The sequence below is a fragment of the Pseudomonas cichorii genome (assembly GCF_003700275.1).
Classification (GTDB): Bacteria; Pseudomonadota; Gammaproteobacteria; order Pseudomonadales; family Pseudomonadaceae; genus Aquipseudomonas; species Aquipseudomonas cichorii_B.
Genome location: NZ_RBRE01000041.1, coordinates 122,759 through 148,092 on the forward strand (window position 1 = coordinate 122,759; position 25,334 = coordinate 148,092).

A 25,334-nucleotide genomic window follows, 5' to 3' on the forward strand; every position below is an offset into this window, starting at 1 on the left:
TCGCAGCTTAAAGCTTGAGGCTCCCCTCTATGTCACCTATGCCCACCGCCATCGAGCTACACAAAGCTTCCAAAACCCTGACGCTCAAGTACGGGCCGGACGAGGTTTATCATTTGCCTGCGGAGTTTCTGCGGGTCCACTCGCCTTCTGCCGAGGTGCAGGGCCATGGCAAGCCGATCCTGCAATTCGGCAAGCTGGGGGTCGGCCTGAGCAAAATCGAACCTGCCGGGCAATACGCACTTAAACTGACCTTCGATGATGGCCACGACAGTGGGTTGTTCACCTGGGACTATCTCCATGAGCTGTCCAAGCGCCAGGAATCCTTGTGGGAGGATTACTTGCTGGAGCTGCAAAAGGCCGGCAAATCCCGCGACCCTTCCGAGCAAGTCATCCGGCTTATGCTTTAACCACTGAAAAACGCTGACACACGCTCGTCAGTTTTTTCCGCCGCCTACAAAAGTGCCTCTCGCCTCCAACAAGCTCTAGCCTGCCGTTTGACGTATTAGGAAGCGCTTTCTAATCTGTTTTGTTTCAATGTTCCGCGCAGCGGTCAATGACTGACGCTGCTTGCGATTTTTTGAAATCTCGCGTAACCAATGACTTTGGTAGATTCCCTGCATCCCGTCGATGCGCGAATAAGCAGTATGCAAAGCAGTGGTCACACGAAGCGCAGCTGTTCAGGCGCCTTCGCGGTAGCTTGCATCAACCCCGGGAATTGGCTGCCAAGCCATCATCGGTCACACGAGCAGTAGTACTGGCGACTCGCCTGTGTCACTGGTTCACAGGGAAAGTCAGTACTCGTCTCAGGACAATGGAGCGTCGTAGATGAGTAGCAAGAACAACGATGACCTGCAGCAGCATGCCTCTGAACACACCTTGGGTCTGAACCCGGTGGTTGGCTTGCGCCGCAAGGATTTATTGACCACCGCTCGCATGGTTCTGCGCCAGGCAATCAAGCAACCGTTTCACAGCCTCAAACATGTCGCCCATCTGGGTGTTGAAATCAAGAACGTGATGTTCGGCAAGTCTGCGCTGCAGCCGGCCGCCGACGACAGACGCTTTGCGGATCCGGCCTGGAGCCAGAATCCGTTGTACCGTCGTTATCTGCAGACTTACCTGGCCTGGCGCAAGGAGCTGCATGACTGGATCGACGGCAGCAACCTCACGCCTCAGGACATCAGCCGTGGTCATTTTGTGATCAACCTGATGACCGAAGCCATGTCGCCGACCAATACTGCCGCCAACCCGGCAGCGGTCAAACGGTTCTTCGAGACTGGCGGTAAAAGCGTGCTCGATGGTCTGTCGCACATGGCCAAGGATCTGGTGCACAACGGCGGCATGCCGAGCCAGGTCAACATGGATGCCTTTGAGGTCGGCAAGAACCTGGGCACCACCGAAGGTTCGGTGGTGTTTCGCAACGAAGTGCTGGAGCTGATCCAGTACAAGCCCATCACCGAGCAGGTGCATGAACGGCCATTGCTGGTGGTGCCGCCGCAGATCAACAAGTTCTATGTCTTCGACCTGAGCCCGGAGAAGAGCCTGGCGCGTTTCTGCCTGCGCAGTAATGTGCAGACCTTCATCATCAGTTGGCGCAACCCGACCAAGGCGCAACGTGAATGGGGGCTGTCGACCTACATCGAAGCGCTAAAGGAAGCCGTCGACGTGGTCACGGCCATCACCGGCAGCAAAGACATCAACATGCTCGGCGCCTGCTCGGGTGGCATTACCTGCACCGCCTTGCTGGGCCATTACGCCGCTCTGGGCGAACAGAAGGTGCATGCCCTGACGCTGCTGGTCAGCGTGCTGGATACCACGCTGGACACCGAAGTAGCCCTGTTCGTCGATGAGCAGACACTGGAAACGGCCAAGCGTCATTCCTATCAGGCCGGCGTGCTGGAAGGCCGCGACATGGCCAAGGTATTTGCCTGGATGCGTCCCAACGATCTGATCTGGAACTACTGGGTCAACAATTACCTGTTGGGTAACGAACCGCCAGTATTCGACATCCTGTTCTGGAACAACGACACCACTCGCCTGCCAGCCGCCTTTCATGGCGATCTGATCGAGATGTTCAAGAACAACCCGCTGACCCGCCCCAATGCGCTGGAAGTCTGTGGCACGCCGATCGATCTGAAGCAGGTCACCAGCGATGTGTTCTGTCTGGCGGGCACCAACGACCACATCACGCCCTGGGGCTCATGCTACAAGTCGGCACGGCTGTTTGGCGGCAAGACCGAGTTCGTACTGTCCAGCAGCGGGCATATCCAGAGCATTCTCAACCCGCCGGGCAACCCCAAGTCTCGTTACATGACCAACACCGAGCTGCCTGCCGAACCCTCGGCCTGGCAGGAAAACGGTACCAAGCATACCGACTCCTGGTGGCTGCACTGGCAAGCCTGGAAGACCGAACGCTCAGGCAAACTGAAAAAGGCTCCGACGACCCTCGGCAACAAGGCCTACCCCGCAAGCGAAGCTTCACCCGGTACATACGTTCACGAACGCTAGGCTGATGGAATACAAGCGAATGCACGCTGCCGGGTCCAGGACGGAAGTACCGGCAGCATGGGTTACGCAAACATGACCGGCACACCTCGGTCGATCTGGTAAAAGCGCAGGACGGCTTTCCCAGCGGTTTAACCAACAGGGCTTAGCGTATGCCTCAACCGTTTGTTTTCCGCTCCATCGATCTGGACGGTCATACCATTCGCACCGCAGTGCGACCCGGCAAGAGTCATCTGACCCCCTTGCTGGTGTTCAATGGCATCGGCGCCAACCTTGAGTTGGTGTTTCCGTTTGTCGACGCCCTGGACCCGGACCTGGAAGTCATTGCCTTCGACGTACCGGGTGTTGGCGGCTCCTCGACGCCCAGTCGCCCCTATCGTTTCCCCGGTCTGGCCAAGCTGGCCGCACGCATGCTCGACTATCTGGATTACGGCCAGGTCAATGCGATTGGCGTGTCATGGGGCGGAGCGCTGGCCCAGCAGTTCGCCCACGACTACCCGGAACGCTGCAGGAAACTGGTACTGGCCGCGACCGCCGCAGGCATGGTCATGGTGCCGGGCAAGCCCCGTGTGCTGTGGTTGATGGCCAGCCCGCGTCGTTACATCCAGCCGTCCCATGTCATCCGCATTGCGCCGGAAATCTATGGCGGGGCGTTCCGCCGCGATCCGCATCTGGCCGCCAACCATGCGGCCAAGGTGCGTTCGTCCGGCAAGCTGGGTTACTACTGGCAACTGTTCGCAGGCATGGGCTGGACCAGCATCCACTGGCTGCACAAGATCCATCAGCCGACGCTGGTACTGGCCGGCGACGACGATCCGCTGATTCCGCTGGTAAATATGCGCCTGCTGGCTTGGCGTATACCCAATGCCCAGCTACACATAATCGATGACGGTCATTTGTTTCTCATCACAAGGGCCGAAGCAGTGGCCCCCATCATCATGAGTTTTCTGCAGCAGGAGCGCCAACGCGCTGTCATGCATCCACAGCCCACGCCCCCCAAGGGGCACTGATTCGACCTGTGGTACTCAAGCAAACAGGAAAGCTTCGAGAGTAATTCGCTTCACCGACTGCGCCCGGACCGGAGTGTCGTACAGCGCAGAACGACGCAAGCCGCCGGCACCGGGCCTGCGTCAGTCCATTGGTTGATGGCTTGACGAAGGAGTGTTGCCCTCATGCGAGACAAATCAGCGAAGGTTGCCAATACCACACCGGCAACGTTCATAAATGCGCAAAGCGCCATTACCGGCCTGCGCGGCCGTGACCTGCTGCATACGCTGCGCAGCGTGGCCTCCCAAGGCTGGAAACATCCCCTTCGTAGTGCCCGGCATGCCCTGGCGCTGGGCAACCAGCTGGGCCGGGTGATGTTGCTGGGAGAAATGCCTCACACCCCCAACCCGCGCGACAGCCGCTTTGCGGACCCGACCTGGAGCCTCAACCCACTGTACCGCCGTGGCTTGCAGGCTTATCTGAGCTGGCAGCACCAGATCAAGCAGTGGATCGATGAAAGCGACCTGTCCAAGGATGACCGGGCCAGGGCGCATTTTCTCTTCTCGCTGATCAACGATGCGCTGTCACCGTCCAACACCCTGCTCAACCCGCTGGCCGTCAAAGAGCTTTTCAACTCCGGTGGCAGCAGCCTGCTCAAGGGCCTGGGTCACATGGCCGACGACCTGCTGCACAACAATGGCCTGCCCAGCCAGACCACCAAGGATGCCTTCGAGATCGGTCGTACGGTCGCCACCACTGCCGGCTCCGTGGTGTTTCGCAATGATCTGCTGGAGCTGATCCAGTACAAGCCGATGAGTGAAAAGCAATACTCGCGGCCATTGCTGATCGTGCCGCCGCAGATCAACAAGTTCTATATCTTCGACCTCAGCCCCGCCAACAGCTTTGTGCAGTACGCCCTGAAGAACGGCCTGCAGACCTTTGCCATCAGTTGGCGCAACCCCGATGTCCGGCATCGCGAATGGGGGCTTTCCAGCTACGTCGAAGCCACCGAAGAAGCCATGAACGTCTGCCGGGCGATTACCGGTGCCCGCGAGGTCAATCTGCTGGGAGCCTGCGCCGGTGGCCTGACCATCGCCGCCCTGCAAGGCCATTTACAGGCCAAGCGCCAGATCCGCCGGGTCGCCAGCGCCACCTACATGGTCAGTCTGATGGACAGCCAGATAGAAAGCCCGGCCACTCTGTTCATCGACGAAGAAGCGCTTGAAGCGGCCAAACGCCGCTCGTATCAACGTGGCGTGCTGGACGGCAGCGACATGAGCCGGATCTTTGCCTGGATGCGTCCCAACGACCTGATCTGGAGCTACTGGATCAACAATTACCTGCTGGGCAAGGCGCCGCCACCGTTCGACATCCTGTACTGGAACAACGACACCACGCGCCTGACTGCCGCGCTGCATGGCGACCTGCTGGATTTCTTCAAGCACAACCCGCTCAGCCATGCGGGCGGCCTGGAAGTCTGCGGTACGCCCATCGACCTGCAAAAAGTCACGGTGGACAGCTTCAGCATTGCCGGCATCAACGACCACATCACGCCCTGGGATTCGGTGTATCGCTCCACACTGTTGCTGGGCGGCGAGCGGCGCTTTCTGCTCGCCAACAGCGGGCATGTGCAAAGCATCCTCAATCCACCGGGCAACCCGAAAGCCAACTTCGTCGAGAACAGCACGCTCAGCAGCGACCCACGGGCCTGGTATTACGATGCCAAACACCATGACGGCAGCTGGTGGCCAACCTGGCTGAAATGGATTCAAGAGCACTCCGGTACCCAGCACGAAACTCGCATAGAGCTGGGCAACGCCAATTACCCGGCAATGGAAGCAGCGCCGGGAACCTATGTGCATGTGCGTTGAAAGGCAGTAGATACCGATTGCGCTCATCCTGTGAGAGGGCGCTTGCTCGCGACAGCTTCATTACAAGCAAAAAATACACAGCCGTAGGAGCGAATTCATTCGCGAACAAGCCTCTCGCGAATGAATTCGCTCCTACAGGATTAATGAGGTTAACAGCCAGAAACCGCCCACATCCCCAAACAAGAAGACTGGATGAAAACCCGCGACCGCATACTTGAATGTGCCCTGACGCTGTTCAATCAGCAGGGCGAACCCAATGTTTCCACCCTGGAAATCGCCAACGAACTGGGCATCAGCCCCGGCAATCTCTACTACCATTTCCATGGCAAGGAGCCATTGGTGATGGGACTGTTCGAGCGTTTCCAGGCCGAGCTGGGCCCACTGCTCGATCCACCCGCCGACGCCCGCCTGAATGCCGAAGACTACTGGCTGTTCCTGCATTTGATCGTTGAGCGGCTGGCGCACTACCGGTTCCTGTTTCAGGACCTGTCCAACCTCGCCGGTCGCCTGCCCAAACTGGCCCGTGGCATTCGCAACCTGCTCAACTCGCTCAAGCGCACGCTGGCCTCGTTGCTGGCGCGCCTCAAGGCTCAGGGGCAACTGGTCAGCGAAACCCAGGCACTGGGGCAACTGGTGGAACAGATCACCATGAACCTGCTGTTCTCACTGGATTATCAGCGCATTCTGGGTCGCGAAGGCGAGGTACGAGTGGTGGTCTACCAGATCATGATGCTCGTTACACCGCATCTGGTGCCGACATCGAGGCAAGCGGCCGAAGAGATGGCCATGCAGTATTTGAGCAGGTGAACCCGACCTGTCGAACAGGCCGGGCTGGAGCTTACAACCTGTGATCAGCCCTGACTGGCTGGCGGCGTCGGCGCAGGTGGCGTCGAAGGCGCTGCTGGAGAAGCCGCAGGTGCTGCCGAGGCTGCCGGCTTGGCCGCAGGTTTGGCTGCGGGTTTGCGGGCAGCAGGTTTTTTCGGTGCAGCGGGCTTGGCTGCCGACTTGGCCTTGTTAGCCGTGGCGGTAGCTGCCTTGTTTGCTGCATCGACCGGCTTGGCGGCGGCTTTCTTGACAGCAGGTTTAGCCGCTGCAGTTTTGCTCGCAACCTTGTCCGCAGTCTTTTCTACAGTTTTCGCTGCAGCCTTGACCAGTGGTTTTGCGGTGCTTTTAGGGGCCGTCGCACGGGATGCAACCGGCTTGGCCTTGGCACCGGTCAGTTGCTCGATCTGACGAGTCAGTTGATCGACCTTGCTGTGCAGTGCCTGCACTTCGTTACGACTCGGCACACCCAGGCGCGAAATGGCACTGTTCAGACGCTTGTCGAACGCGCCTTCGAGTTCATTCCATTTGCCCAGTGCAAGGTCCTTGACGTCACCGACACGGGACTTGGCCGCCTTCGCAGTATCCTTGGCAGTGTCGAGTTGCTTCTCGGCTTCTACCTTGGTCTGCTTCTCGGCCTTTTCGCCGTCTTTTACCAGTGTTTCAAATAGCTTACTGCCGTCATTGCTGATCTTGGAGTAAGCGCCCAAACCAGCCAGCCAGATCTGGCGAGAGTATTTTTCAACCTCGCCAATCCAGGAGCTGCCTTCTTTTTCAACTTTTTTCTTGCCAGCCATCCTGCTCTCCTTATTGTTCATGCTCGGTACGTTCGAGCTTTTTGGGCTCAGCACGTTCGAGCTTTTTAGGCCCGACACGTTCCAGCAATGCCGTCAGCTCATCGAGCTTAGCAGAGAGTGTCTCGACATCGTGTTTAGATGGAATGCCAATGCGGTTCAAGCCCTTGGCAACACGGCGGTCAAAGGCGCTTTCGATCTTGTCGAGCTGCGCCTCGACCCGGCCCTTGACGCCTGAAACTTCGCCCTTGATCGAATCGATTTCGCTGTTGGCCGCTTCAAGCTTCTCATCCACGACCTTCTTGGCGTCTTTCTGCACTTTTTCGCCAGTCTTGATCAGCTCTCTGACGTACTCGGTACCTTCCTGATTGGCCTTGGCGTAAGCGCCCAGGCCAGCCAGCCAGATCTTGCGGGCATACAGTTTCACTTCGGAAAACGCTGTTGCCTGATCGTCTTCAACTTTTTTCTTCAGGGTAGTCTTGGCCATGGTGCACCTCATTCTCGAAAGTTCAAGGAACGCCCTTTTCAGGGGGATGACTCAAAAGTACGGAGAAAAATTAGAATGCACACCCTAGGCTCGGCACAGATTTTTCGAGGAGAGGTGAGGCGATGCGAAAAAAACCGAAAAAGGTAACGAGATGGTTGCTCCCGTTCATTGGCGTACCCGCCGCGTTTCTCTACATCGGCTTCTAACAATCAAAATTACCAACGCTTTAGAAATATACAGCTCCAAAAACAAGTGAATCGATCTCAGCGCCATACGCCTACAACGCAGGTGCACACATGCGTAAAAAATCAAAATCAGCTTTAGACGATACCCAGTTAATGCGCAACGTTTGTTCCCTGTATCGTCCTGACCTCCGAGGGATGCCTTTATCAAGACAACGAGACGACTGAAGCTGGAGTTGGTTTCCGGACTGTCAGTTGCGCTATACGGAGAAAACAAATGGAGCTTGCGCTGATTTTCGCTATGAGCATGTTCTCGCTGAGCATGTCCATATCACCCGGGCCGGTGAATATGGTGATAGTAGCGTCAGGTGCCAACCATGGTTTCTGGCGGACTTTTCCATTTGTATCCGGGGCAACTATCGGCTTTACCTTATTACTGGTATTTGTCGGCTTCTGGTTCCTCAAGATAATCGAGAGCTACCCCGTATTCTTTGAGTATCTGGGGATTGTCGGCTCGACATTCATCATTTATGTAGGCTACAAAATTGCCTCTTCGCATCCGGAACTGGCGATTGGGAAGACTGATATACCCAGCTTTGCGCAAGGCTTCCTGCTCCAATGGCTGAACCCCAAGGCCTGGATCGCCTGCGCCTCCGGTGCCGCATTATTCTCCAGCCCACATACGCATACACCACTGATCACTTTCGTGGCGATTTACTTCGCGGTCTGTTACCTGTCATTAGCCGCCTGGGCAGTATTGGGAGAACGTGTCTCGATCCTTCTCAGCAACGCTCTACGCATTCGTATCTTCAACCTGACGATGGGCGGCATGTTAATAGCGACTGCCTGCTACATGCTTTATCTGCAATTCTTTGCCACTAACCCAGTGACCGGGAATTAAGCGAGTCATAGATAACGTTGATGAGGGTATAGGCGATGCTGCTGGTGGAGATATTCGCAGGCCAGACGGCGTAGACCTTCAGCGGCTCAAGCGTCCATTCAGGCAGGACAGCGACAATTTCGTTACGGCGGATGCCGTCGTCGCTGAGGTAATTAGGCGGCGCCGCAAACCCGACCTTGAGCTGGGCTAACCGGTAGGAAGCCTCCACGCTGTCTACCCGTAGATAAGGCGAGTACTTGATATCGACCTCCTCACCGCTGCCCTCATGACGAAACCGCCTTGTGTTCGGGCGCATAGTGAGGCCAATCCATCTCATTCCCTCCAGATCCCGGGGATGCCTGACCGGTTCATACTCAGCAAGAAACTCCCTGGCCGCAATTACCCGGCGCGGCAGGAGAAAGAGATGGCGAGCCTTCAGCGAACTGTCCGGCAACTCGCCAATACGAAATGCAACATCAATGCCCTCGGCAATAATATCGTTGCGACTGTCGCTGCAGGAAATGCTCAGGCAGACGTCTGGGTGCTCTCTAATGAATGCAGCGATGTGCTGAGTGAATTCACTGTTGATGAAAACGGCAGGAATGGAAATTCGCAGATTGTTACGGGTCGATATAGAGCGCTGCTTGAATTCGATCACCCCCTTCTCGTAGAGCTCAAGCATGGACTTGGCCGTTTCAAGGAGGCTGGCACCGTCATGGGTCAACGATAGCTTTCGGGTATTGCGATAAAGAAGTGCGCATCCCAAGTTTCTCTCTAGCCTGGAAAGGTGCAGGCTTGCCGTCGCGGTCGTAAGCTTCAAAGCTTCCGCTCCACCCGAGATCGAACCTACCTCGGCAATTTTCGCGAATACGATCAGATAGCGTATATCTTCAATCATCTATTTTTCATCTCATCGGCATATCCGATTGGCCACCATCGCCCATGAGAGGTTGAGCCTGCCGACAATTGCCCTGCTCTCCTCGACTGCCGACAGTAATCTGAGGCTACGCGATGGCACTGAGGTGCCCATAAAGAGCATCCTGTCTCAGCAAACCAAGGGCCTCAATCCATTTACCTTGTCGAGCGCAGCCAGCACAGATTTCAGGCAACCAGCGCCTTGTCCAGCACTCGCTCCACTTCGGACTTGATCGAGCCACTCATGGCCGAGAGGATGAAGTTCAGCTCAATGCTGATCCGGATAAGCGTGTCTTCCACCTCAACCTTGCCCTTGGCGCCCTTGCCTTCGAGCTTGACGGTATCGCCGACCCACTCGTGAGCCAGGCCGTATTTTTCAGCCAGTTTCTCGACCAGTTGCTCAGCCCTCTCCCGCGCCTTGTCACGGCCCAGAGTGTGCGGGCGTTCAACAGTTATTTTCGCCATTGGAGAGTTCCTTTTCTGTCGGATAAATCGCGGCGCAACTATAACAGCCACTCATGCCGAAGAAAGCCTTGGCAATGAGCCTTGTCAAGACAAAGCCGGCCCTGGCGATTAGAATGTCCGCATTCTATTCCGGCGGCAGCGATATGAACGATCAGCGCAAAGGTAGCGATACCGAACCCACCACTCACTTCGGCTACAAAAACGTGCCGGAAAGCCAGAAGGCAGAGAAAGTCGCTGAGGTTTTCCACTCCGTAGCGGCCAAGTACGACTTGATGAACGACCTGCTGTCCGGTGGCATGCACCGGCTGTGGAAGCGTTTCGCCATTGAGCTTTCCGGGGTCCGCACCGGCAATCGGGTGCTGGACATCGCCGGCGGTACGGGCGACCTGACCCGCAAGTTCTCGAATCTGGTCGGTCCGACCGGCCACGTGGTCCTGGCAGACATCAACGCCTCGATGCTCAAGGTCGGTCGCGACCGCCTGCTGGATCTGGGCATCTCGGGCAATGTCGAGTTCGTCCAGGCCGACGCCGAGAAGCTGCCGTTCCCCGACAATCATTTTGATTGCGTAACCATCGCCTTCGGCCTGCGTAACGTGACCCACAAGGAAGATGCCATTCGCTCGATGCTGCGCGTGCTCAAGCCCGGTGGCCGTCTGCTGGTGCTGGAGTTCTCCAAGCCGACCAACAAGCTGATGTCCAAGGCCTACGACGCTTACTCGTTCGCGTTCATGCCGTTCATGGGCAAGCTGGTGACCAACGACTCGGAAAGCTATCGCTATCTGGCAGAGTCGATCCGCATGCACCCGGATCAGGAAACCCTCAAGTCGATGATGGTAGAAGCCGGTTTCGACCGCGTGACCTACCACAACATGACTTCAGGCATCGTCGCCCTGCACCGCGGTATCAAGCCCTGATGCTGCTTCGGGGTCTGCTCGCCAGCGTCGAGCACGGCATCAATCGCGTGCTGCGCATGGACAGCACGGCAGCACCTCGCCTTGCCGGGCTGACCGGCAAGATCATCGCTATCGATTGCCGCGATCCGGCCCTGCAACTGTTCATCCTGCCCAGCGATGAAGGCCTGTTGCTGGCAGCCGACTGGGCCGCCGATGCCGACTGCATCCTGCGCGCGCCGGCAAGCAGTCTGTTGCGTCTGGCCCTGAGTCAGGACAAGACCGCAGTGCTGCATGGCCCCGAGGTCGAACTGGACGGTGACAGCGCAGTATTGCTGGAGCTGGTCGGCATCCTGCAGGACCTGGAGTTGGACTGGGAATATGAACTCTCCCGCTGGCTCGGGCCGGTTGCCAGCCAGTTGCTCAGTGGTCATCTGCGCAGCCGCGCACGCTGGACCCGTGATAACGTCGCCACTCTCAGCCAGAATGTGGCCGATTACCTGAGTGAGGAATCGCGCACTCTGGTCGGCAAACATGAGGCCGAAGCACGTTTTGCCGAACTCGATCAGATCAAAATGGATCTGGAACGCCTTGAGGCACGCTTTGCGCGTCTCGCCCAATCCCTCAATTCCAGCGATAACGCATGAAGCTGCTTGCCGTCCGCCGTCTGTTCCGCATTCAACGTGTCGTGATCCGCTATCGTCTCGATGACTTGCTCTTCGCCCTGCCGCTGCCGTGGTGGATGCTGGCCGTGCGCTTTGTCCTGCCATGGCGCTGGTTGCCGCGCAAGGCTTCGGAGCTGAGCCGGGGCGCCCGCCTGCGCCTGGCGCTGCAGGACCTTGGGCCGATCTTCATCAAGTTCGGCCAGTTGCTTTCGACCCGCCGCGATTTGCTGCCCGAAGATATTGCCGACGAACTGATGCTGTTGCAGGACCGCGTACCGCCGTTCGATCAGCAACTGGCCGTGAAGCTGATCGAAGAGCAACTGGGCGCAAGAATCAGTGAAGTGTTCAGCCGCTTCGACGAGACACCGCTGGCTTCGGCTTCCGTGGCTCAGGTACATGCCGCACGCCTGAAGACCGGCGAAGAAGTGGTGGTCAAGGTGGTCCGTCCCGGCCTCAAGCCCATCATCGGCCAGGACCTGGCATGGCTGTTCATTCTGGCGCGCACTGCCGAGCGCCTGTCTGCCGACGCCCGCCTGCTGCATCCGGTTCAGGTGGTCAGCGACTACGAAAAGACCATCTACGACGAACTGGACCTGCTGCGTGAAGCGGCCAACTCCAGCCAGTTGCGACGCAACTTTGAAGGTTCCGAGCTGCTGTACGTGCCGCAGGTCTACTGGGACTGGTGCCGGCCCAAGGTGCTGGTCATGGAGCGCATCTACGGGGTGCAGGTCACCGACCTGGCCACCCTGGCAGACCAGCGCACCGACATGAAGCTGCTGGCCGAGCGCGGCGTGGAGATCTTTTTCACCCAGGTGTTCCGCGACAGTTTCTTCCACGCCGACATGCACCCGGGCAATATTTTCGTCAGCACGGTCAACCCTTGGCGCCCGCAATACATCGCCATCGACTGCGGCATCGTCGGCAGCCTGACACCGCAGGATCAGGATTATCTGGCCCGTAACCTGTTTGCCTTCTTCAAGCGCGATTATCGTCGGGTGGCACAACTGCACATCGATTCAGGCTGGGTCCCCGCCGAAACCAAGCTCAATGAGTTTGAAGCCGCGATTCGTACCGTTTGCGAACCGATTTTCGAGAAGCCGCTCAAGGACATTTCCTTCGGTCAGGTGCTGATGCGTCTGTTCCAGACCGCGCGCCGCTTCAATATGGAAGTCCAGCCGCAACTGGTTCTGCTGCAAAAGACCCTGCTCAATATCGAAGGCCTGGGCCGTCAGTTGTACCCGGACCTGGATCTCTGGACCACTGCCCAACCGTTTCTGGAACGCTGGATGCGTGAGCGGGTCAGCCCCAAGACCCTGATGCAGAACCTGCAGACCCAGGTAGAACAATTACCGCATATTGCAGGCATGACCCGCGACCTGCTGGAACGCATGTCAAAACCTCATGCCAATGACCCGCCACCGCCGTGGCGCGAGCGCTCCGATGGCTGGGCCTTGCGCCTGCTGGGCGCGGCGCTGTTGAGTGGTGGCGCGGTGCAGGTCTGGGCGCTGAGTGCAGCCGGGCTGCCACTGTTGACGCTAACCGCGTGGCCGGTTGGAATCATGCTGGTGGCCGGGCTGTATCTGATCGTTCGCCGATAGCCAGCAACGCATGTGACTGGCACACTGTTCAACCCGCCGGGATAGAAACCCGGCTGCCGGAGTAGTTATGAAAGACTGGCTGGACGAGATTAAGTGGGACAGCGACGGTCTGGTGCCTGCGATCGCTCAGGATCACAAGACTGGCCGCGTGCTGATGATGGCCTGGATGAATCGCGAGGCCCTGAGCCTGACCGCAACCGAGAACCGTGCAATATATTGGTCGCGTTCGCGTGGCAAACTGTGGCGCAAGGGAGAAGAGTCCGGTCACGTTCAGCATCTGCATGAACTGCGCCTGGATTGCGACGCCGACGTCATCATCCTGATGGTCGAGCAGATCGGTGGCATTGCCTGCCATACCGGACGCGAGAGCTGCTTCTACCGGGTCTATGAAAACTCGGGCTGGAAAACGGTCGACGCGGTGCTCAAGGACCCGGATGCCATTTATCACGCAGGACACTGAACATGACTGATACCTTGTCACGTCTGGCCCAGGTGCTGGAATCGCGCAAGGACGCCGCTGCCGATAGCTCGTATGTCGCCAGCCTGTACCACAAGGGTTTGAACAAGATTCTGGAAAAGATCGGTGAAGAATCGGTCGAAACCATCATCGCCGCCAAGGATGCCGCCGTCAGCGGCGATTGCAGCGATGTCATCTACGAAACCGCTGACCTCTGGTTTCACAGCATGGTGATGCTTGCCGCGCTGGGTCAGCATCCACAGGCCGTGCTCGATGAACTGGATCGCCGTTTCGGGCTGTCCGGGCATGATGAAAAAGCCGCACGCACGGCGGACTAACCGTCTTTCGGATTTGAATTTTCTACGAGGAATGCTTCATGGGTATTTTTGACTGGAAACACTGGGTCGTCATTCTGATCGTTGTCGTGCTGGTGTTCGGCACCAAGAAACTCAAGGGGCTGGGTAGCGATATCGGCGAATCGATCAAGGGCTTTCGCAAGGCCATGAACGACGACGAAAAACCGGCCGAGCAACCTGGCGCTCAACCGCAGCAGGCCCAGGCAGCACCTCAGGCTTCGCCGCTGAACCAGCCGCACACCATTGATGGGCAGGCACACAAGGTCGAAGAGCCGACCCGCAAAGACCAGGTTTAAGCCAATGTTCGGTATCAGCTTCTCTGAACTGCTGCTCGTGGGTCTGGTGGCCTTGCTGGTGCTGGGCCCAGAGCGCTTGCCGGGCGCGGCGCGCACCGCCGGTCTGTGGATCGGCCGGTTGAAGCGCAGCTTCAATGCGATCAAACAGGAAGTTGAACGTGAAATCGGTGCCGACGAAATTCGTCGGCAACTGCACAACGAACACATTCTGTCCCTGGAAGAAGAAGCGAGAAAGATCTTCTCGCCTCACCAGGACCCGGAACCTGTCGTCGAGCAGCAGAACGAACCGCAAGCCGCACCAGCCCAGGAAATCGGCCCGGCCGAGCCGGCCCCCAAGACCACGCTGTCTCTGGAAAAACGCCCTAAACCGGCGGTTTCTCCGCTACCGGCCACGTCGCCTTCCGCCCACGATTCGTCACTGCCCCCACGAGCCCCATGAGCGATATTCCGGAAAACGATCAGCAAATGCCGCTGGTCTCGCACCTCACAGAATTGCGTACACGCCTGCTGCGCTGTGTTGCAGCGGTGTTCCTGATTTTTGCCGGCCTGTTCTACTTCACGCAGAAGATCTACACCCTGGTTTCCGCTCCGCTGCGGGTTTACCTGCCTGAAGGCGCAACGATGATCGCCACGGACGTGGCCTCGCCGTTCATCACGCCGTTCAAGCTGACCATGATGGTGGCGCTGTTCCTGTCCATGCCGGTGATCCTGCACCAGATCTGGGGCTTCATTGCGCCGGGTCTGTACAAGCATGAGAAGCGCGTGGCCGTGCCATTGCTGATATCGAGCATCATCCTGTTCTATGCCGGCATGGCGTTCGCCTACTTCCTGGTCTTCCCGCTGATTTTCCACTTCTTCGCCAGCGTGACTCCGGAAGGCGTGTCGATGATGACCGACATCGCCAGCTACCTGGACTTCGTCATGACGCTGTTCTTCGCCTTTGGCGTGGCCTTCGAGATTCCGGTGGCCGTGGTGTTGCTGGTGTGGATCGGCATCGTCGACGTCAAATACCTGAAAAAGATTCGTCCCTACGTGATCATCGGCTGCTTCGTGGTCGGCATGATCCTCACCCCGCCGGACATCTTCTCGCAGACCTTGCTCGCCGTGCCCATGTGGCTGCTGTTCGAGCTGGGCATCCTGTGCAGTTCGATGATCAGGAAACGCGGCGAACATCCGGACGACCAGACCGAAGACGCTGACAAGCAAGACCAGCCGCCTGCGACAATGCCGTGAACCTGCTGCTGCTCGAAGAGGCCGACTTCATTGCGGCCGACCGGGTCGTCCTGCGCGACCGTCGCCTCACTCACATGCAAGAGGTGCATCGCGCAGAAGTCGGCGACAGCCTGCGTGTCGGCCGGGTCAACGGTCTGCTGGGCACTGCCGAGCTGATTCGTCTCGAACCTCGCGAAGCCGAACTGCGTATCAGCCTGGACAGCGCGCCTCCGGCCAAGCTGCCCTTGACCCTGGTGCTGGCCCTGCCCCGCCCCAAGATGCTGCGCCGGGTATTTCAGACGGTCGCGACCATGGGCGTGCCGAAAGTCATCCTGCTCAACAGCTACCGAGTGGAAAAAAGCTTCTGGCAGACGCCATTCCTGGAGCCCGAAGCCATTCGTGAGCAGTTGATTCTGGGGCTGGAGCAGGCACGCGACAGCGTCCTGCCGGAAATCGTGATCGAAAAGCGCTTCAAGCCGTTCGTCGAAGACCGCCTGCCGCAACTGGCGCACAACACGCTGGGGCTGGTCGGCCATCCGGGCCAGTTCCCTGCCTGCCCACGTGCCGTTGACCAGCAGGTCACCCTGGCAATCGGCCCCGAAGGTGGCTGGATTCCTTATGAAATCGACTTGCTGGGCAAGTCCGGGTTGCAACCGGTGCAACTCGGCGAACGGATCCTGCGAGTCGAAACTGCCGTGACCGCCCTGCTGGCCCGCCTGTTCTGAGCCGTCTTTTTGTCGACTCAATCGCTTCAGTTCTGCAATTCCCAGCCGATGTAAAAGCAGATCTATAGAAATAGATATTGAGGAGTTGTCATGCATCGCTGGTTCGCTCGAAGTCTCGCTAATGCGGGTGTAAGTCTGAAATTGGCGATGGGCTTCGGCCTGGTCCTGATATTGACCTTGATGATTACGGCGACTGCCTGGTTCAGCACCCAGAGCCTGATTTCTCGGGGTGACAGGGTTTCAGCCATCACTGATGTCAACGTCCTGACGCTTGAGTTGCGCATCAACCGCATGCGCTACGAAGCACTGTACAACTCCGAAACCGCAACCGCTGTAGTGGCAAACCTCGACAAGCTGGACGCCGCACTCAAGACCGCCAGATCGCTGCTCAGGTCTGCCGAGAACATCAAGCGTCTCGATTCCCAGATCCAGAGCGCCAGCGAGTACCGCCAGGCCTTTGCCGAGATGACCAAGGCCATCGAAACCCGTGAAGGCACCCGCAGCCTGATGGGCGACAATGCCGACAAGGCCGTTGCAGAAGTCAGCAAGCTCGAAGCCGAGTTGCTCAAGGCCGACAATATCCTGGCCTTCAACAATATCGTCGGCGCCAGCAAGCAGATCCAGCAGGCACGCTTCCAGGTCCGCGGCTACACCTACAGTGGCCGGGCTGAATTCGAGAAAAACGCCAATGCTGCCATCGACGAAGCGATGACCGGCATCAATACCCTGGCAGGCGATATTTCCTCGTCCTACCTGCCGGCCCTGCAGCAGGCCATCGTCGGCCTCAAGGGTTATCGTGCAGCAGTGGGGCAGTACCGTGACGCGCAGGCAGCGAGCAAGGTCGCGCTGGAGAAAATGACCGAGCTGGGCATTAAAATGCTGGCCGTCAGCGATCAAATGATCGACGCGCAGACTGCCAGTCGCGATCAGGAAAGCGAACATGCGGTCATGATGATCGCGATTGCCACCGCTCTGGCACTGGTCTTCGGCATTCTTGCGGCCTGGGTCATCACTCGCCAGATCACCGTACCGCTGCAACAGACACTTTCCGTGGTCGAGCGCGTGGCATCTGGCGATCTGAGCCAGAACCTGGTGATCGATCGCAGCGACGAACTGGGCAGGCTGCAAGGCAGCATTCAGCGCATGACCGTTGCGTTGCGCGAATTGATCGGCGGTATCCGCGATGGCGTGACACAGATAGCCAGCGCCGCCGAAGAGCTGTCGGCGGTCACCGAGCAGACCAGCGCCGGGGTCAACAGCCAGAAGGTCGAGACCGATCAGGTCGCCACCGCCATGCACGAAATGACGGCCACCGTGCAGGAAGTCGCACGCAACGCCGAGGAAGCCTCGGAAGCTGCCGTAGCCGCCGACCAGCAAGCCCGTGAAGGCGAGCGTGTGGTGAAAGAAGCAATCTCCCAGATCGAACGTCTGGCATCGGCGGTGGGCAACTCCACCGAAGCCATGGGCGCGCTCAAGCTGGAAAGCGACAAGATCGGCAGCGTACTGGATGTGATCAAGTCGGTAGCCGAGCAGACCAACCTGCTGGCACTCAACGCCGCCATCGAAGCAGCCCGCGCAGGCGAAGCCGGTCGTGGCTTTGCGGTCGTGGCCGACGAAGTGCGTAGCCTGGCGCAACGCACCCAGAAGTCCACCGAGGAAATCGAAGCGCTGATCGCCCGCCTGCAAAGCGGCACCCAGCAGGCTTCGAGCATCATGGACAGCAGCCGTGACCTGACCGTCAGCAGCGTGGATCTTACGCGCCGTGCCGGCACCTCGCTGGAAAACATCACCCAGACCGTTTCGGCGATCCAGTCGATGAACCAGCAGATCGCTGCCGCCGCCGAGCAGCAAAGCGCTACTGCCGAAGAGATCAATCGCAGCGTCCTCAACGTACGCGATGTTTCCGAGCAGACTTCGGCCGCCAGCGAAGAAACCGCCGCTTCCAGCGTTGAGCTGGCGCGTCTGGGCAATCATCTGCAAGTGTTGGTGGGTCGCTTCACCATCTGATGTCAACGGAAGCGGTGCCCGGCACCGCTTCCGCACTCCCCCTGGGCGTTATTGACTGCTCAAGCGTGACTCGCTTCACTCTCAAGCCTTACCCGGAAATCTCCTACGACCTCTTCAGGTCGTGCGATACACCTCTCCTGCCGATGCGCTCATGACGCATGCCCTGTAACGCTCAGGGTCTGCCTTTGTTCGCTTATCGCAGGAGAAGTCCGATGTTTCGATGGATCAATCACTCGCTCGATAACATGAGCGTCAAACTCAAACTGTCGCTGGGCTTCGGCCTGGTTCTCTCACTGACTCTCGCCATCACACTGACCGGCTGGCACGGTCTGGACACCATGATCGAGCGCTCCGAGTCGCTTTCCTCCATCGGCCAGCTCAGCAGCCTGACCAAGGACCTGCGGGCAGAGCGGATCATTTTCCGTGCGGAGAACACTCAGCAAAACGCTGACAGAGTGGTAGAAAGGCTCAATGAGCTTGAAGCGCATCTGGTGACCCTGCGCCGGGCAAGCGATGACGCCAGGAGCCTGGCCCTGCTCGATGAGCAGAGCCAGATCGTCAGCCGCATGGAAAAGACCTTCAGCGACCTTGGCCTTGATCGCAAGGCCCATGACAAGACCCGCACTGAGCTGGACCAGCAGTCGGAACAGGCCGTACAGGCTGTGGCGCAGGTCGAAAGCGAAGTACTCAAGGCGGTAAGTCAGGAGCAGGACAACAGCGAGCGGCTGGATGAATTCACCAATATTTCTCAACTCAAGCAGCAGATCCAGATTGCTCGCTATCAGGTCCAGGCCTATACCTTTACCAACAAGGAGGCCGACGAAGCAGCCGCCATCGCCGCCATTGACGAAGCGTTCAAGGAAATCCAGCAGATATCCCAGGATCAGGCCAATGAAAACATTCAGGGGCTCAAGCCAGCCAGCGAAGCATTACAGCGCTATCGAGAGCAACTGACCCGATTCAAGGATATCCAGATCAAAGTCGAGGCCCTTCAGGAAAACATGGAAGCCCTGGGCGATTCGATGCTGGATCTGGTTGCCCGATTGATCAGCCTGCAAAGCACTCAGCGCGAAGTCGAAGCCGCGGGCTCGCGAAGCCTGCTGACCAGTGTGGCCGGGCTGGCCTTGCTCATCGGGCTGTTGGCCGCCTGGGCCATGACGCAACAGATCACGCGTCCCCTGCAACAGATCCTGATCGCGGCAGGACGCATAGCAAAAGGCGACCTGAGCAAGGATCTGGAGAGCCGGCGCCAGGACGAAATGGGCCAGTTGCAGGACAGCATGCAAGCCATGACCATCAGCCTGCGCGCTCTGGTGAGCGGCATTGGCGATGGGGTTACCCAGATCGCCAGTGCCGCCGAACAGCTCTCGGCGGTGACCGAACAGACCTGCGTCGGAGTCAACAGCCAGAAGGAAGAGACCGATCAGGTCGCCACGGCCATGAATCAGATGGCCGCCACGGTGCAGGAGGTCGCACGTAGCGCACAGCAAGCCTCTCAGGCAGCCGTCAATGCCGATCAACAGGCGCGGGACGGTGATCGGGTGGTAAGCGAGGCCATCAACCAGATCGAGCAACTGGCCAGCGAAGTTGCCAACTCAACCCAGGCCATGAATCGGCTCAAGCTGGAAAGCGGCAAGATTGTCGGGGTTCTTGATGTGATCAAGTCGGTTTCCCAGCAAACCAACCTGCTGGCCCTGAATGCAGCCATCGAGGCGGCGCGAGCCGGCGAAGCCGGACGCGGGTTTGCAGTGGTCGCCGACGAAGTGCGCGGCCTGGCGCAACGCACCCAGGAATCCACGGAAGAAATCGAGGAGCTGATAGCGGCCTTGCAGAACGGCACCCAACAGGTCGCCACGACCCTGGACTCCAGCCGCAGCCTGACCGACAGCAGCGTCGACCTGAGTCGCAAGGCAGGTTGTGCACTGGAGCAGATTACCCGCACGGTAGCGACCATTCAGGACATGAACCAACAGATCGCAACGGCCAGCGAAGAACAGAGCGCGGTCGCCGAGCAGATCAACAGCAATGTATTGAGGGTCAGTAATATTTCGGAGCAGACCGCTGCAGCGAGCGACGAAACCGCAGCCTCAAGCGTTGAACTGGCCCGACTGGGCACACACCTGAGGGAATTGGTGGGGAGATTTCGGGTGAATTAGAGGAACGCTTTCGGGATGAATCCGCTCCTGCACAGGGAGTGCGGGAGCGAATTCATTCGCGAAAAGCAGGCTTACACCAACACCGGCTCTTGCACATGCTTGACCGGCTGCAGTGGCAGCAGGGGCGCATGTGGATCAGCTTCGATCGAAGCCCGCCATGCCGCCAGCCACTCAGGGTGACCTGCAGTCCAGACCTGCTCGTGCAGACGAGCCAGGGCAACCGGGTCGCTCAGCAGCATCAGACGATCATGGTTGCAGAGTTTTTCAGGGCCAACCTTGAGGGCGTGCTCGACGCGCTCATGACGAACCTCTTCGACAGGCCGCGCCAGACGGTGACGGGAAGTCGCCAACGAACAGGCCAGGGCGTTCTGCCGAGGATCGACGACCGCACGGATGAAGCCTTCCTTCAGCGCATGCCAACGGTTCTCGTGGGTGTACTGGTCGGTGGAAAGCAGTTCCTGTGGCGTGTCGTACTCTTCCGGAATCAGGAAGAAGCTTTCGTCACGGGCCTTGAGTCCCAGCTTGGTACGGCTGGAAATCACCGACACCGGAATCGACAGCATCAGCGACACCACGATCGGCGCCAGCCACCACAGGAAGCTTGGGTTCAACCAGGCTACCAGCAATGCCCAGCAGGCACCCAGCAACGTCTGCGGACCATGACGCTTGATCGCTTCGATCCATGGCGTGGAGTCGTCGTCACGCTGTGGGGAGTTCCAGGTCGCCGCCCAGCCGAGGAACGCTGCCAGGACGAAACGGGTATGGAACAGCATGCGCACCGGCGCCAGCAGCACCGAGAACAGCATTTCCAGCAGCATCGAAACCGTAACCTTGAACTTGCCGCCAAATCCTGTGGCGCCCTTGGCCCAGATCAGAATCACACTGAGCAGCTTGGGCAGGAACAGCAGGACGATGGTGGTCGAGAACAGTGCGACGGCTTTTTCCGGGTGCCATTGTGGCCACAGCGGATACAGCTGACGCGGTTCAAGGAAGTAGGTCGGCTCCATCAGCGTGTTCACAGCCAGCAAGGCGGTGGACAGCACCAGGAAGAAGAACCAGAGCGGCGCCGACAGATAAGACATCACGCCGGTCAGGAACACCGCACGGTGAACCGGGTGCATGCCCTTGACCAGGAACAGCCTGAAGTTCATCAGGTTGCCGTGGCACCAGCGGCGGTCACGCTTGAGTTCGTCCAGCAGGTTGGGCGGCAACTCTTCGTAACTGCCCGGCAGGTCGTAGGCAATCCACACGCCCCAGCCGGCACGGCGCATGAGCGCGGCTTCGACGAAGTCGTGGGAAAGAATCGCACCGGCAAACGCGCCCTTGCCCGGCAACGGCGCCAGGGCGCAGTGCTCGATGAAGGGTTTCATGCGGATGATCGCGTTGTGACCCCAGTAATGGGATTCACCCAGTTGCCAGAAGTGCAGACCGGCGGTGAACAGCGGACCATAGACGCGGGTCGCGAACTGCTGCATGCGGGCATACAACGTGTCCATGCCCGAGGCACGTGGCGCAGTCTGGATGATACCGGCGTCCGGCGTAGCCTCCATCAGGCGTACCAGACTGGTCAGGCATTCGCCGCTCATGACACTGTCGGCATCGAGCACGACCATGTAGCGGTAATCACCACCCCAGCGACGGCAGAAGTCATCGAGGTTACCGCTCTTGCGTTTTACGCGACGGCGGCGACGACGATAGAAGATCTTGCCGAAACCACCGGTTTCGCGGCAGACGTCAAGCCAGGCTTGCTGCTCGGCAACCGCGATATCAGGGTCATTGGTATCGCTGAGCACGAAGAAGTCGAAGCGGTCCAGGTCACCGGTAGCGGCAACCGACTCGAACGTCGCGCGCAGACCGGCAAACACCCGGGGTACGTCTTCGTTACAGATCGGCATGACCAGAGCGGTGCGGGCACCGGCTTCGATTGGCTCGTTACCGGCACTGGCACCGGAAATCCGGTACTTGTCGCGGCCGGTGAGCAATTCGAGAAAGCCCATCAGCGCGGTCCAGAAACCGGCCGAAACCCAGCAGAACAGAATCCCGAACAGCAACAGGATGCTGGTCTGCAAGGCGTACGGCAGCACCTGCAAGGCAGTCTGCACGAAGGTCTGGCGAGTGATTTCATCCAGCGAAACCAGCGACCAGCCTTGATACGGCAGAATGCCTTTCATGTACCAGCCAGCCACAATGGTCTGGCCAAGCATCAGCACCAGCAGAATGTAGCGACGAATCGAACCGACGGTACGCCAGCGCGCCTTGGGCAGATCACGAGGCAAGTCGCTGTGATCGGGCTTGGGCGGATTGGTCTTGCCGGTCAGGCGGCGCCAGCCACGCACCAGAATATTGGTGCGCCAAGGCTCGGGAACCACCTTGGTGCGGCGGATCGGCGGCGTTGCCTTGAGACGAATGCGACCACTGGCATCGACGTCGAGCATCTCGGCGTCCTGCAGCTCGTCAGCGGTCGACAGCGTCAGGCGACGACCGACCGAAGTCTGGGCGACCTCGGCCTTGTCGCTCACCGACTGCTCGGAAAGACGTTCATGCAATTCGGCGAACGACTTGCAGCTGGCAAGTTCTGCCCGCTGCTCGTCACTCATTGGCAAGTGCGCCAGGTACTCGTTCAGAGACTCTGGCACAGGTAGAGAATTACTCATCGCTTGGCAACTGGTAGCTCCAGGTCTCGGTCATGACTTGCAGGGTCTTGGCCGGCTCTGGATGGGTGGGTGCTGCCTCGGCTTCAGGCTGCTTGATCTCTTTACCGTCAGCGTCCTTGGCCACGTCGGCTTTGGCTACGTCGGCTTTATCAGCTTTCGCCGGGTCGGCCTTGGTTGCTTCGGCTTTCTTGGCTGGATCGGCCTTGGCTACGTCAGCCTTGGCAGCTTCTGGCTTGGCATCGCCAGCCTTTGCCGCATCGGCTTTCGGCGCATCGGCCTTGGCCAGGGTGGCGTCAGCCTTGGCAACTTCCTTGGAGATTGCAGGCTTTGCAGCTTCCTTGGACGCTGGCTTCTTGTCTTCTTTGTCAGCGACAAGCAGCGCAGGTTCCTTGCCCGGCTCGGCAGGAATTTCACGCAGCAGGTAGGCACGCATCTCGGTCGGCTTGTTACGGTCCTTGACCTTGACCCGCAGGGTCAGGCGATAGCCCTTGGTGACCGGGTTGTAGCGCAGGTTGTTCTCGACCAGCTCGACGTTGTCATCGGTGGTCACCTGGCTGCGGATGGTCTTGTCTTCAGGCAAGGCGGCCAGTACCGGACCGACGAAGTCGACCAGGAATGCCAGGCTGCCGTCCGGCTGACGAACCAGGTTGGACTGCCTTACGTCACCGATGGAGCGCTGGGTCTGCTTGACCCAACCCAGATCAGGCGAGTGAATGGCGTTTTCCTGCATGGTCCAGTGCAGACGGTAGTTGAACTCCATCGGCTCGCCCGGAGCTGCCAGGGTGTCAGGTTTCCAGAACGCAACGATGTTGTCGTTGGTTTCGTCGGCAGTCGGGATTTCCACCAGGTCGACGGTGCCCTTGCCCCAGTCGCCTTTAGGCTCGATCCAGGCACTCGGACGCTTGTCGTAACGGTCGTCGAGGTCTTCGTACTGGCTGAAATCACGGCCACGTTGCAACAGACCGAAGCCACGCGGGTTCTCGACCGAGAAGCTGCTGACGGACAGGTGTTTCGGGTTGTTCAGCGGACGCCATACCCACTCGCCATTGGCTGCCTGGATAGACAGACCGCTGGAGTCGTGCAGTTCACGACGATAGTTGGGGACACGCGACGGCTGGTTGGCGCCGAACAGGAACATGCTGGTCAGCGGAGCCACGCCCAGCTTGGTGACGTTTTCACGCAGGAACATGCGCGACTTGACGTCGACCAGGGTGTTGGTACCAGGACGCAGGGTCAACTGGTAGGCACCGGTGGCGCGCGGCGAATCAAGCAGGGCGAAGATCACCAGATGGTTATCGTCCGGGCCCGGCTTCTCGATCCAGAACTCCTTGAAGCGTGGAAATTCTTCGCCGGAAGGCAGCGCGGTATCGATCGCCATGCCACGTGCGGACAAGCCGTAGACCTGCCCCTTGCCGATCACGCGGAAGTAGCTCGCGCCCAGCATGGTCATGATTTCGTCCTGCTTGTCATCCTTGTTGATCGGATACAGGACGCGGAAGCCCGCATAGCCAAGCTTTTCAGTGGCTTTCGGATCGATCTTGATGTCGCCGAACTCGAAACGAGCCGGGTCGTACTTGATCTCTTCGACGGTGGTAGCCGTGACTTCGTTGATCTTGACCGGCGTGTCGAAGTGCATGCCCTGGTGATAGAACGACAGCTTGAACGGCGTCTTGTCAGTCGCCCACTCAGCCTTGTCTTCACGGAAGCGGATTTTCTGGTAGTCCGCGAACTTCATTTCGCGCAGGTCGGTCGGCAGATTGCTCTTTGGAGCCTCGAACTTCTGCCCGGCCATTTCCTTGGCCTTTACCGCTACATCATCAAGATTGAATGCCCACAGTTGGCCTGAACCCAGCAGGCAGACAAGAGCCGAGCTTGCCAAAAGCGCACTACGCAACCGCTTGACAGGTGTCTTTGGAGCATCACAGGGACTAACAATCACGAGCAACCCTCGCCGAAAACAGATGAAAAAACCAACGGCCAGCTATCAGATGCCGGGTTGGCGAGCATTGTTCCGACTCCGAATGGGCTTAATGATTCCCCAATCAATGTCAGAACCCGCTTCTGAGTACCCAGTGGACCAACTTTCGCTGATCCCCGTAGCGCGCGATTATCCAGTAGGCCGCGTCACAACGCATCATGTATGACAAAGAATTTCTCACCTGAAGGACTAATAAATCCGGGGCAGGCAGAGAATTCGTATTGTCAGATATCCAGCAGAAATGTCACAGGGCCATCATTCACTAAATGTACCTGCATGTCCGCACCAAATTGGCCCGCCGCAACCACCGGATGCGCGATCTTCGCCTGTGCCAATAAATAATCGAACAATTGAGCGCCCAACGCCGGAGGAGCCGCCCTGGAAAAGCTCGGGCGCATGCCGCTTTTGGTGTCGGCATGAGCTGGTCTAATGACC

24 protein-coding genes are annotated in these 25,334 nt (G+C 58.7%); 17 read left to right on the forward strand and 7 right to left on the reverse strand.

Features of this window, described 5'->3' with window-relative positions; translation table 11 throughout:
* The first annotated feature begins 29 nt into the window (after nucleotides 1-29).
* From ALQ04_RS11405 to ALQ04_RS11425, 5 genes are all read left to right on the forward strand, one after another.
* The gene (locus tag ALQ04_RS11405; RefSeq protein WP_122315865.1) at nucleotides 30-407 is read left to right on the forward strand and encodes a gamma-butyrobetaine hydroxylase-like domain-containing protein; all 378 of its coding nucleotides are present in this window, start codon (nucleotides 30-32) and stop codon (nucleotides 405-407) included.
* 418 nt (nucleotides 408-825) lie between these two features.
* On the forward strand, nucleotides 826-2,505 hold the full coding sequence (gene phaC, locus ALQ04_RS11410) for a class II poly(R)-hydroxyalkanoic acid synthase (RefSeq protein ID WP_122315866.1): 1,680 nt from the start codon (nucleotides 826-828) through the stop codon (nucleotides 2,503-2,505).
* Nucleotides 2,506-2,654: 149 nt separating this feature from the next.
* Entirely contained in the window at nucleotides 2,655-3,512 is an 858-nt protein-coding gene (gene phaZ, locus ALQ04_RS11415) for a poly(3-hydroxyalkanoate) depolymerase (RefSeq protein WP_122315867.1), read from the forward strand.
* A gap of 162 nt (nucleotides 3,513-3,674) precedes the next feature.
* Nucleotides 3,675-5,360, forward strand: a complete 1,686-nt coding sequence (gene phaC, locus ALQ04_RS11420) for a class II poly(R)-hydroxyalkanoic acid synthase (RefSeq protein ID WP_122315868.1) — start codon at nucleotides 3,675-3,677, stop codon at nucleotides 5,358-5,360.
* Nucleotides 5,361-5,552: 192 nt separating this feature from the next.
* A complete protein-coding gene (locus ALQ04_RS11425; RefSeq protein WP_122315869.1) occupies nucleotides 5,553-6,167 on the forward strand; it encodes a TetR/AcrR family transcriptional regulator in 615 nt (204 codons plus the stop codon).
* 44 nt (nucleotides 6,168-6,211) lie between these two features.
* Here ALQ04_RS11425 and ALQ04_RS11430 read toward each other — a convergent pair whose 3' ends face one another.
* Both ALQ04_RS11430 and ALQ04_RS11435 read right to left on the reverse strand, forming a co-directional pair.
* Nucleotides 6,212-6,979, reverse strand: a complete 768-nt coding sequence (locus ALQ04_RS11430; protein ID WP_122315870.1) for a phasin family protein — start codon at nucleotides 6,977-6,979, stop codon at nucleotides 6,212-6,214.
* A 10-nt stretch (nucleotides 6,980-6,989) separates the two neighbouring features.
* The gene (locus ALQ04_RS11435) at nucleotides 6,990-7,463 is read right to left on the reverse strand and encodes a phasin family protein (RefSeq protein ID WP_122315871.1); all 474 of its coding nucleotides are present in this window, start codon (nucleotides 7,461-7,463) and stop codon (nucleotides 6,990-6,992) included.
* Between the two features lie 459 nt (nucleotides 7,464-7,922).
* Between ALQ04_RS11435 and ALQ04_RS11440 the strand changes: the two genes are divergently transcribed.
* On the forward strand, nucleotides 7,923-8,546 hold the full coding sequence (locus ALQ04_RS11440; protein ID WP_122315872.1) for a LysE family translocator: 624 nt from the start codon (nucleotides 7,923-7,925) through the stop codon (nucleotides 8,544-8,546).
* Here ALQ04_RS11440 and ALQ04_RS11445 read toward each other — a convergent pair.
* Together ALQ04_RS11445 and ALQ04_RS11450 are read right to left on the reverse strand one after the other, a co-directional pair.
* Nucleotides 8,524-9,423 (reverse strand): LysR family transcriptional regulator, encoded by a 900-nt coding sequence (locus ALQ04_RS11445; protein ID WP_122315873.1) that lies wholly within the window; start codon nucleotides 9,421-9,423, stop codon nucleotides 8,524-8,526. The two genes, ALQ04_RS11440 and ALQ04_RS11445, sit on opposite strands and share 23 nt — an antisense overlap.
* Before the next feature lie 203 nt (nucleotides 9,424-9,626).
* Complete coding sequence (locus ALQ04_RS11450) at nucleotides 9,627-9,905, reverse strand: polyhydroxyalkanoic acid system family protein (RefSeq protein WP_122315874.1); 279 nt, start codon at nucleotides 9,903-9,905, stop codon at nucleotides 9,627-9,629.
* A gap of 143 nt (nucleotides 9,906-10,048) precedes the next feature.
* Here ALQ04_RS11450 and ubiE point away from each other — a divergent pair, with 143 nt between their 5' ends.
* The 11 genes from ubiE to ALQ04_RS11505 all read left to right on the forward strand — a co-directional run bounded on the left by ubiE (nucleotide 10,049) and on the right by ALQ04_RS11505 (nucleotide 20,267).
* Complete coding sequence (gene ubiE, locus ALQ04_RS11455) at nucleotides 10,049-10,819, forward strand: bifunctional demethylmenaquinone methyltransferase/2-methoxy-6-polyprenyl-1,4-benzoquinol methylase UbiE (RefSeq protein WP_122315891.1); 771 nt, start codon at nucleotides 10,049-10,051, stop codon at nucleotides 10,817-10,819.
* Entirely contained in the window at nucleotides 10,819-11,442 is a 624-nt protein-coding gene (locus tag ALQ04_RS11460; RefSeq protein WP_122315875.1) for an SCP2 domain-containing protein, read from the forward strand. The genes ubiE and ALQ04_RS11460 overlap by 1 nt, the downstream gene beginning before the upstream one ends.
* Entirely contained in the window at nucleotides 11,439-13,058 is a 1,620-nt protein-coding gene (ubiB, locus tag ALQ04_RS11465; RefSeq protein WP_122315876.1) for a ubiquinone biosynthesis regulatory protein kinase UbiB, read from the forward strand. The genes ALQ04_RS11460 and ubiB overlap by 4 nt, the downstream gene beginning before the upstream one ends.
* A gap of 67 nt (nucleotides 13,059-13,125) precedes the next feature.
* Nucleotides 13,126-13,518, forward strand: coding sequence for a phosphoribosyl-AMP cyclohydrolase (gene hisI, locus ALQ04_RS11470; protein ID WP_122315877.1), 393 nt, complete (start codon nucleotides 13,126-13,128; stop codon nucleotides 13,516-13,518).
* Nucleotides 13,519-13,520: 2 nt separating this feature from the next.
* Nucleotides 13,521-13,853: a phosphoribosyl-ATP diphosphatase gene (locus tag ALQ04_RS11475; protein WP_122315878.1), complete on the forward strand. Its 333-nt coding sequence runs from the start codon at nucleotides 13,521-13,523 to the stop codon at nucleotides 13,851-13,853.
* A 38-nt stretch (nucleotides 13,854-13,891) separates the two neighbouring features.
* Nucleotides 13,892-14,167, forward strand: a complete 276-nt coding sequence (locus ALQ04_RS11480) for a twin-arginine translocase TatA/TatE family subunit (RefSeq protein WP_122315879.1) — start codon at nucleotides 13,892-13,894, stop codon at nucleotides 14,165-14,167.
* A gap of 4 nt (nucleotides 14,168-14,171) precedes the next feature.
* Entirely contained in the window at nucleotides 14,172-14,606 is a 435-nt protein-coding gene (gene tatB / locus ALQ04_RS11485) for a Sec-independent protein translocase protein TatB (protein WP_122315880.1), read from the forward strand.
* Nucleotides 14,603-15,400, forward strand: coding sequence for a twin-arginine translocase subunit TatC (gene tatC, locus ALQ04_RS11490; protein ID WP_122315881.1), 798 nt, complete (start codon nucleotides 14,603-14,605; stop codon nucleotides 15,398-15,400). Before tatB ends, tatC begins: the two co-directional genes overlap by 4 nt.
* Entirely contained in the window at nucleotides 15,397-16,104 is a 708-nt protein-coding gene (locus ALQ04_RS11495; RefSeq protein ID WP_122315882.1) for a 16S rRNA (uracil(1498)-N(3))-methyltransferase, read from the forward strand. Before tatC ends, ALQ04_RS11495 begins: the two co-directional genes overlap by 4 nt.
* A gap of 147 nt (nucleotides 16,105-16,251) precedes the next feature.
* Nucleotides 16,252-18,111 (forward strand): methyl-accepting chemotaxis protein, encoded by a 1,860-nt coding sequence (locus tag ALQ04_RS11500; RefSeq protein WP_409077253.1) that lies wholly within the window; start codon nucleotides 16,252-16,254, stop codon nucleotides 18,109-18,111.
* Nucleotides 18,112-18,323: 212 nt separating this feature from the next.
* Nucleotides 18,324-20,267 carry a methyl-accepting chemotaxis protein gene (locus tag ALQ04_RS11505; protein WP_122315884.1) on the forward strand — a complete coding sequence of 648 codons (1,944 nt, stop codon included), beginning with the start codon at nucleotides 18,324-18,326 and terminating at the stop codon, nucleotides 20,265-20,267.
* A 71-nt stretch (nucleotides 20,268-20,338) separates the two neighbouring features.
* On the opposite strand, the gene mdoH is transcribed toward ALQ04_RS11505, so the two are convergent.
* From mdoH to ALQ04_RS11520, 3 genes are all read right to left on the reverse strand, one after another.
* Nucleotides 20,339-22,921 carry a glucans biosynthesis glucosyltransferase MdoH gene (gene mdoH / locus ALQ04_RS11510; RefSeq protein ID WP_122315885.1) on the reverse strand — a complete coding sequence of 861 codons (2,583 nt, stop codon included), beginning with the start codon at nucleotides 22,919-22,921 and terminating at the stop codon, nucleotides 20,339-20,341.
* The gene (locus ALQ04_RS11515) at nucleotides 22,914-24,866 is read right to left on the reverse strand and encodes a glucan biosynthesis protein (RefSeq protein WP_221033400.1); all 1,953 of its coding nucleotides are present in this window, start codon (nucleotides 24,864-24,866) and stop codon (nucleotides 22,914-22,916) included. Before ALQ04_RS11515 ends, mdoH begins: the two co-directional genes overlap by 8 nt.
* Nucleotides 24,867-25,123: 257 nt before the next feature.
* Nucleotides 25,124-25,334: D-aminoacyl-tRNA deacylase (locus ALQ04_RS11520; protein ID WP_183142155.1), on the reverse strand; the 211-nt coding region annotated here is incomplete at its 5' end.

Excerpts from the sequence above, each read along its gene's own strand:
- ALQ04_RS11405 (WP_122315865.1), top strand. The coding sequence starts at position 30 with ATGTCACCTATGCCCACCGCCATCGAGCTACACAAAGCTTCCAAAACC.
- phaC (WP_122315866.1), top strand. The coding sequence starts at position 826 with ATGAGTAGCAAGAACAACGATGACCTGCAGCAGCATGCCTCTGAACAC.
- phaZ (WP_122315867.1), top strand. The coding sequence starts at position 2,655 with ATGCCTCAACCGTTTGTTTTCCGCTCCATCGATCTGGACGGTCATACC.
- phaC (WP_122315868.1), top strand. The coding sequence starts at position 3,675 with ATGCGAGACAAATCAGCGAAGGTTGCCAATACCACACCGGCAACGTTC.
- ALQ04_RS11425 (WP_122315869.1), top strand. The coding sequence starts at position 5,553 with ATGAAAACCCGCGACCGCATACTTGAATGTGCCCTGACGCTGTTCAAT.
- ALQ04_RS11430 (WP_122315870.1), bottom strand. The coding sequence starts at position 6,979 with ATGGCTGGCAAGAAAAAAGTTGAAAAAGAAGGCAGCTCCTGGATTGGC.
- ALQ04_RS11435 (WP_122315871.1), bottom strand. The coding sequence starts at position 7,463 with ATGGCCAAGACTACCCTGAAGAAAAAAGTTGAAGACGATCAGGCAACA.
- ALQ04_RS11440 (WP_122315872.1), top strand. The coding sequence starts at position 7,923 with ATGGAGCTTGCGCTGATTTTCGCTATGAGCATGTTCTCGCTGAGCATG.
- ALQ04_RS11445 (WP_122315873.1), bottom strand. The coding sequence starts at position 9,423 with ATGATTGAAGATATACGCTATCTGATCGTATTCGCGAAAATTGCCGAG.
- ALQ04_RS11450 (WP_122315874.1), bottom strand. The coding sequence starts at position 9,905 with ATGGCGAAAATAACTGTTGAACGCCCGCACACTCTGGGCCGTGACAAG.
- ubiE (WP_122315891.1), top strand. The coding sequence starts at position 10,049 with ATGAACGATCAGCGCAAAGGTAGCGATACCGAACCCACCACTCACTTC.
- ALQ04_RS11460 (WP_122315875.1), top strand. The coding sequence starts at position 10,819 with ATGCTGCTTCGGGGTCTGCTCGCCAGCGTCGAGCACGGCATCAATCGC.
- ubiB (WP_122315876.1), top strand. The coding sequence starts at position 11,439 with ATGAAGCTGCTTGCCGTCCGCCGTCTGTTCCGCATTCAACGTGTCGTG.
- hisI (WP_122315877.1), top strand. The coding sequence starts at position 13,126 with ATGAAAGACTGGCTGGACGAGATTAAGTGGGACAGCGACGGTCTGGTG.
- ALQ04_RS11475 (WP_122315878.1), top strand. The coding sequence starts at position 13,521 with ATGACTGATACCTTGTCACGTCTGGCCCAGGTGCTGGAATCGCGCAAG.
- ALQ04_RS11480 (WP_122315879.1), top strand. The coding sequence starts at position 13,892 with ATGGGTATTTTTGACTGGAAACACTGGGTCGTCATTCTGATCGTTGTC.
- tatB (WP_122315880.1), top strand. The coding sequence starts at position 14,172 with ATGTTCGGTATCAGCTTCTCTGAACTGCTGCTCGTGGGTCTGGTGGCC.
- tatC (WP_122315881.1), top strand. The coding sequence starts at position 14,603 with ATGAGCGATATTCCGGAAAACGATCAGCAAATGCCGCTGGTCTCGCAC.
- ALQ04_RS11500 (WP_409077253.1), top strand. The coding sequence starts at position 16,252 with ATGGGCTTCGGCCTGGTCCTGATATTGACCTTGATGATTACGGCGACT.
- ALQ04_RS11505 (WP_122315884.1), top strand. The coding sequence starts at position 18,324 with ATGTTTCGATGGATCAATCACTCGCTCGATAACATGAGCGTCAAACTC.
- mdoH (WP_122315885.1), bottom strand. The coding sequence starts at position 22,921 with ATGAGTAATTCTCTACCTGTGCCAGAGTCTCTGAACGAGTACCTGGCG.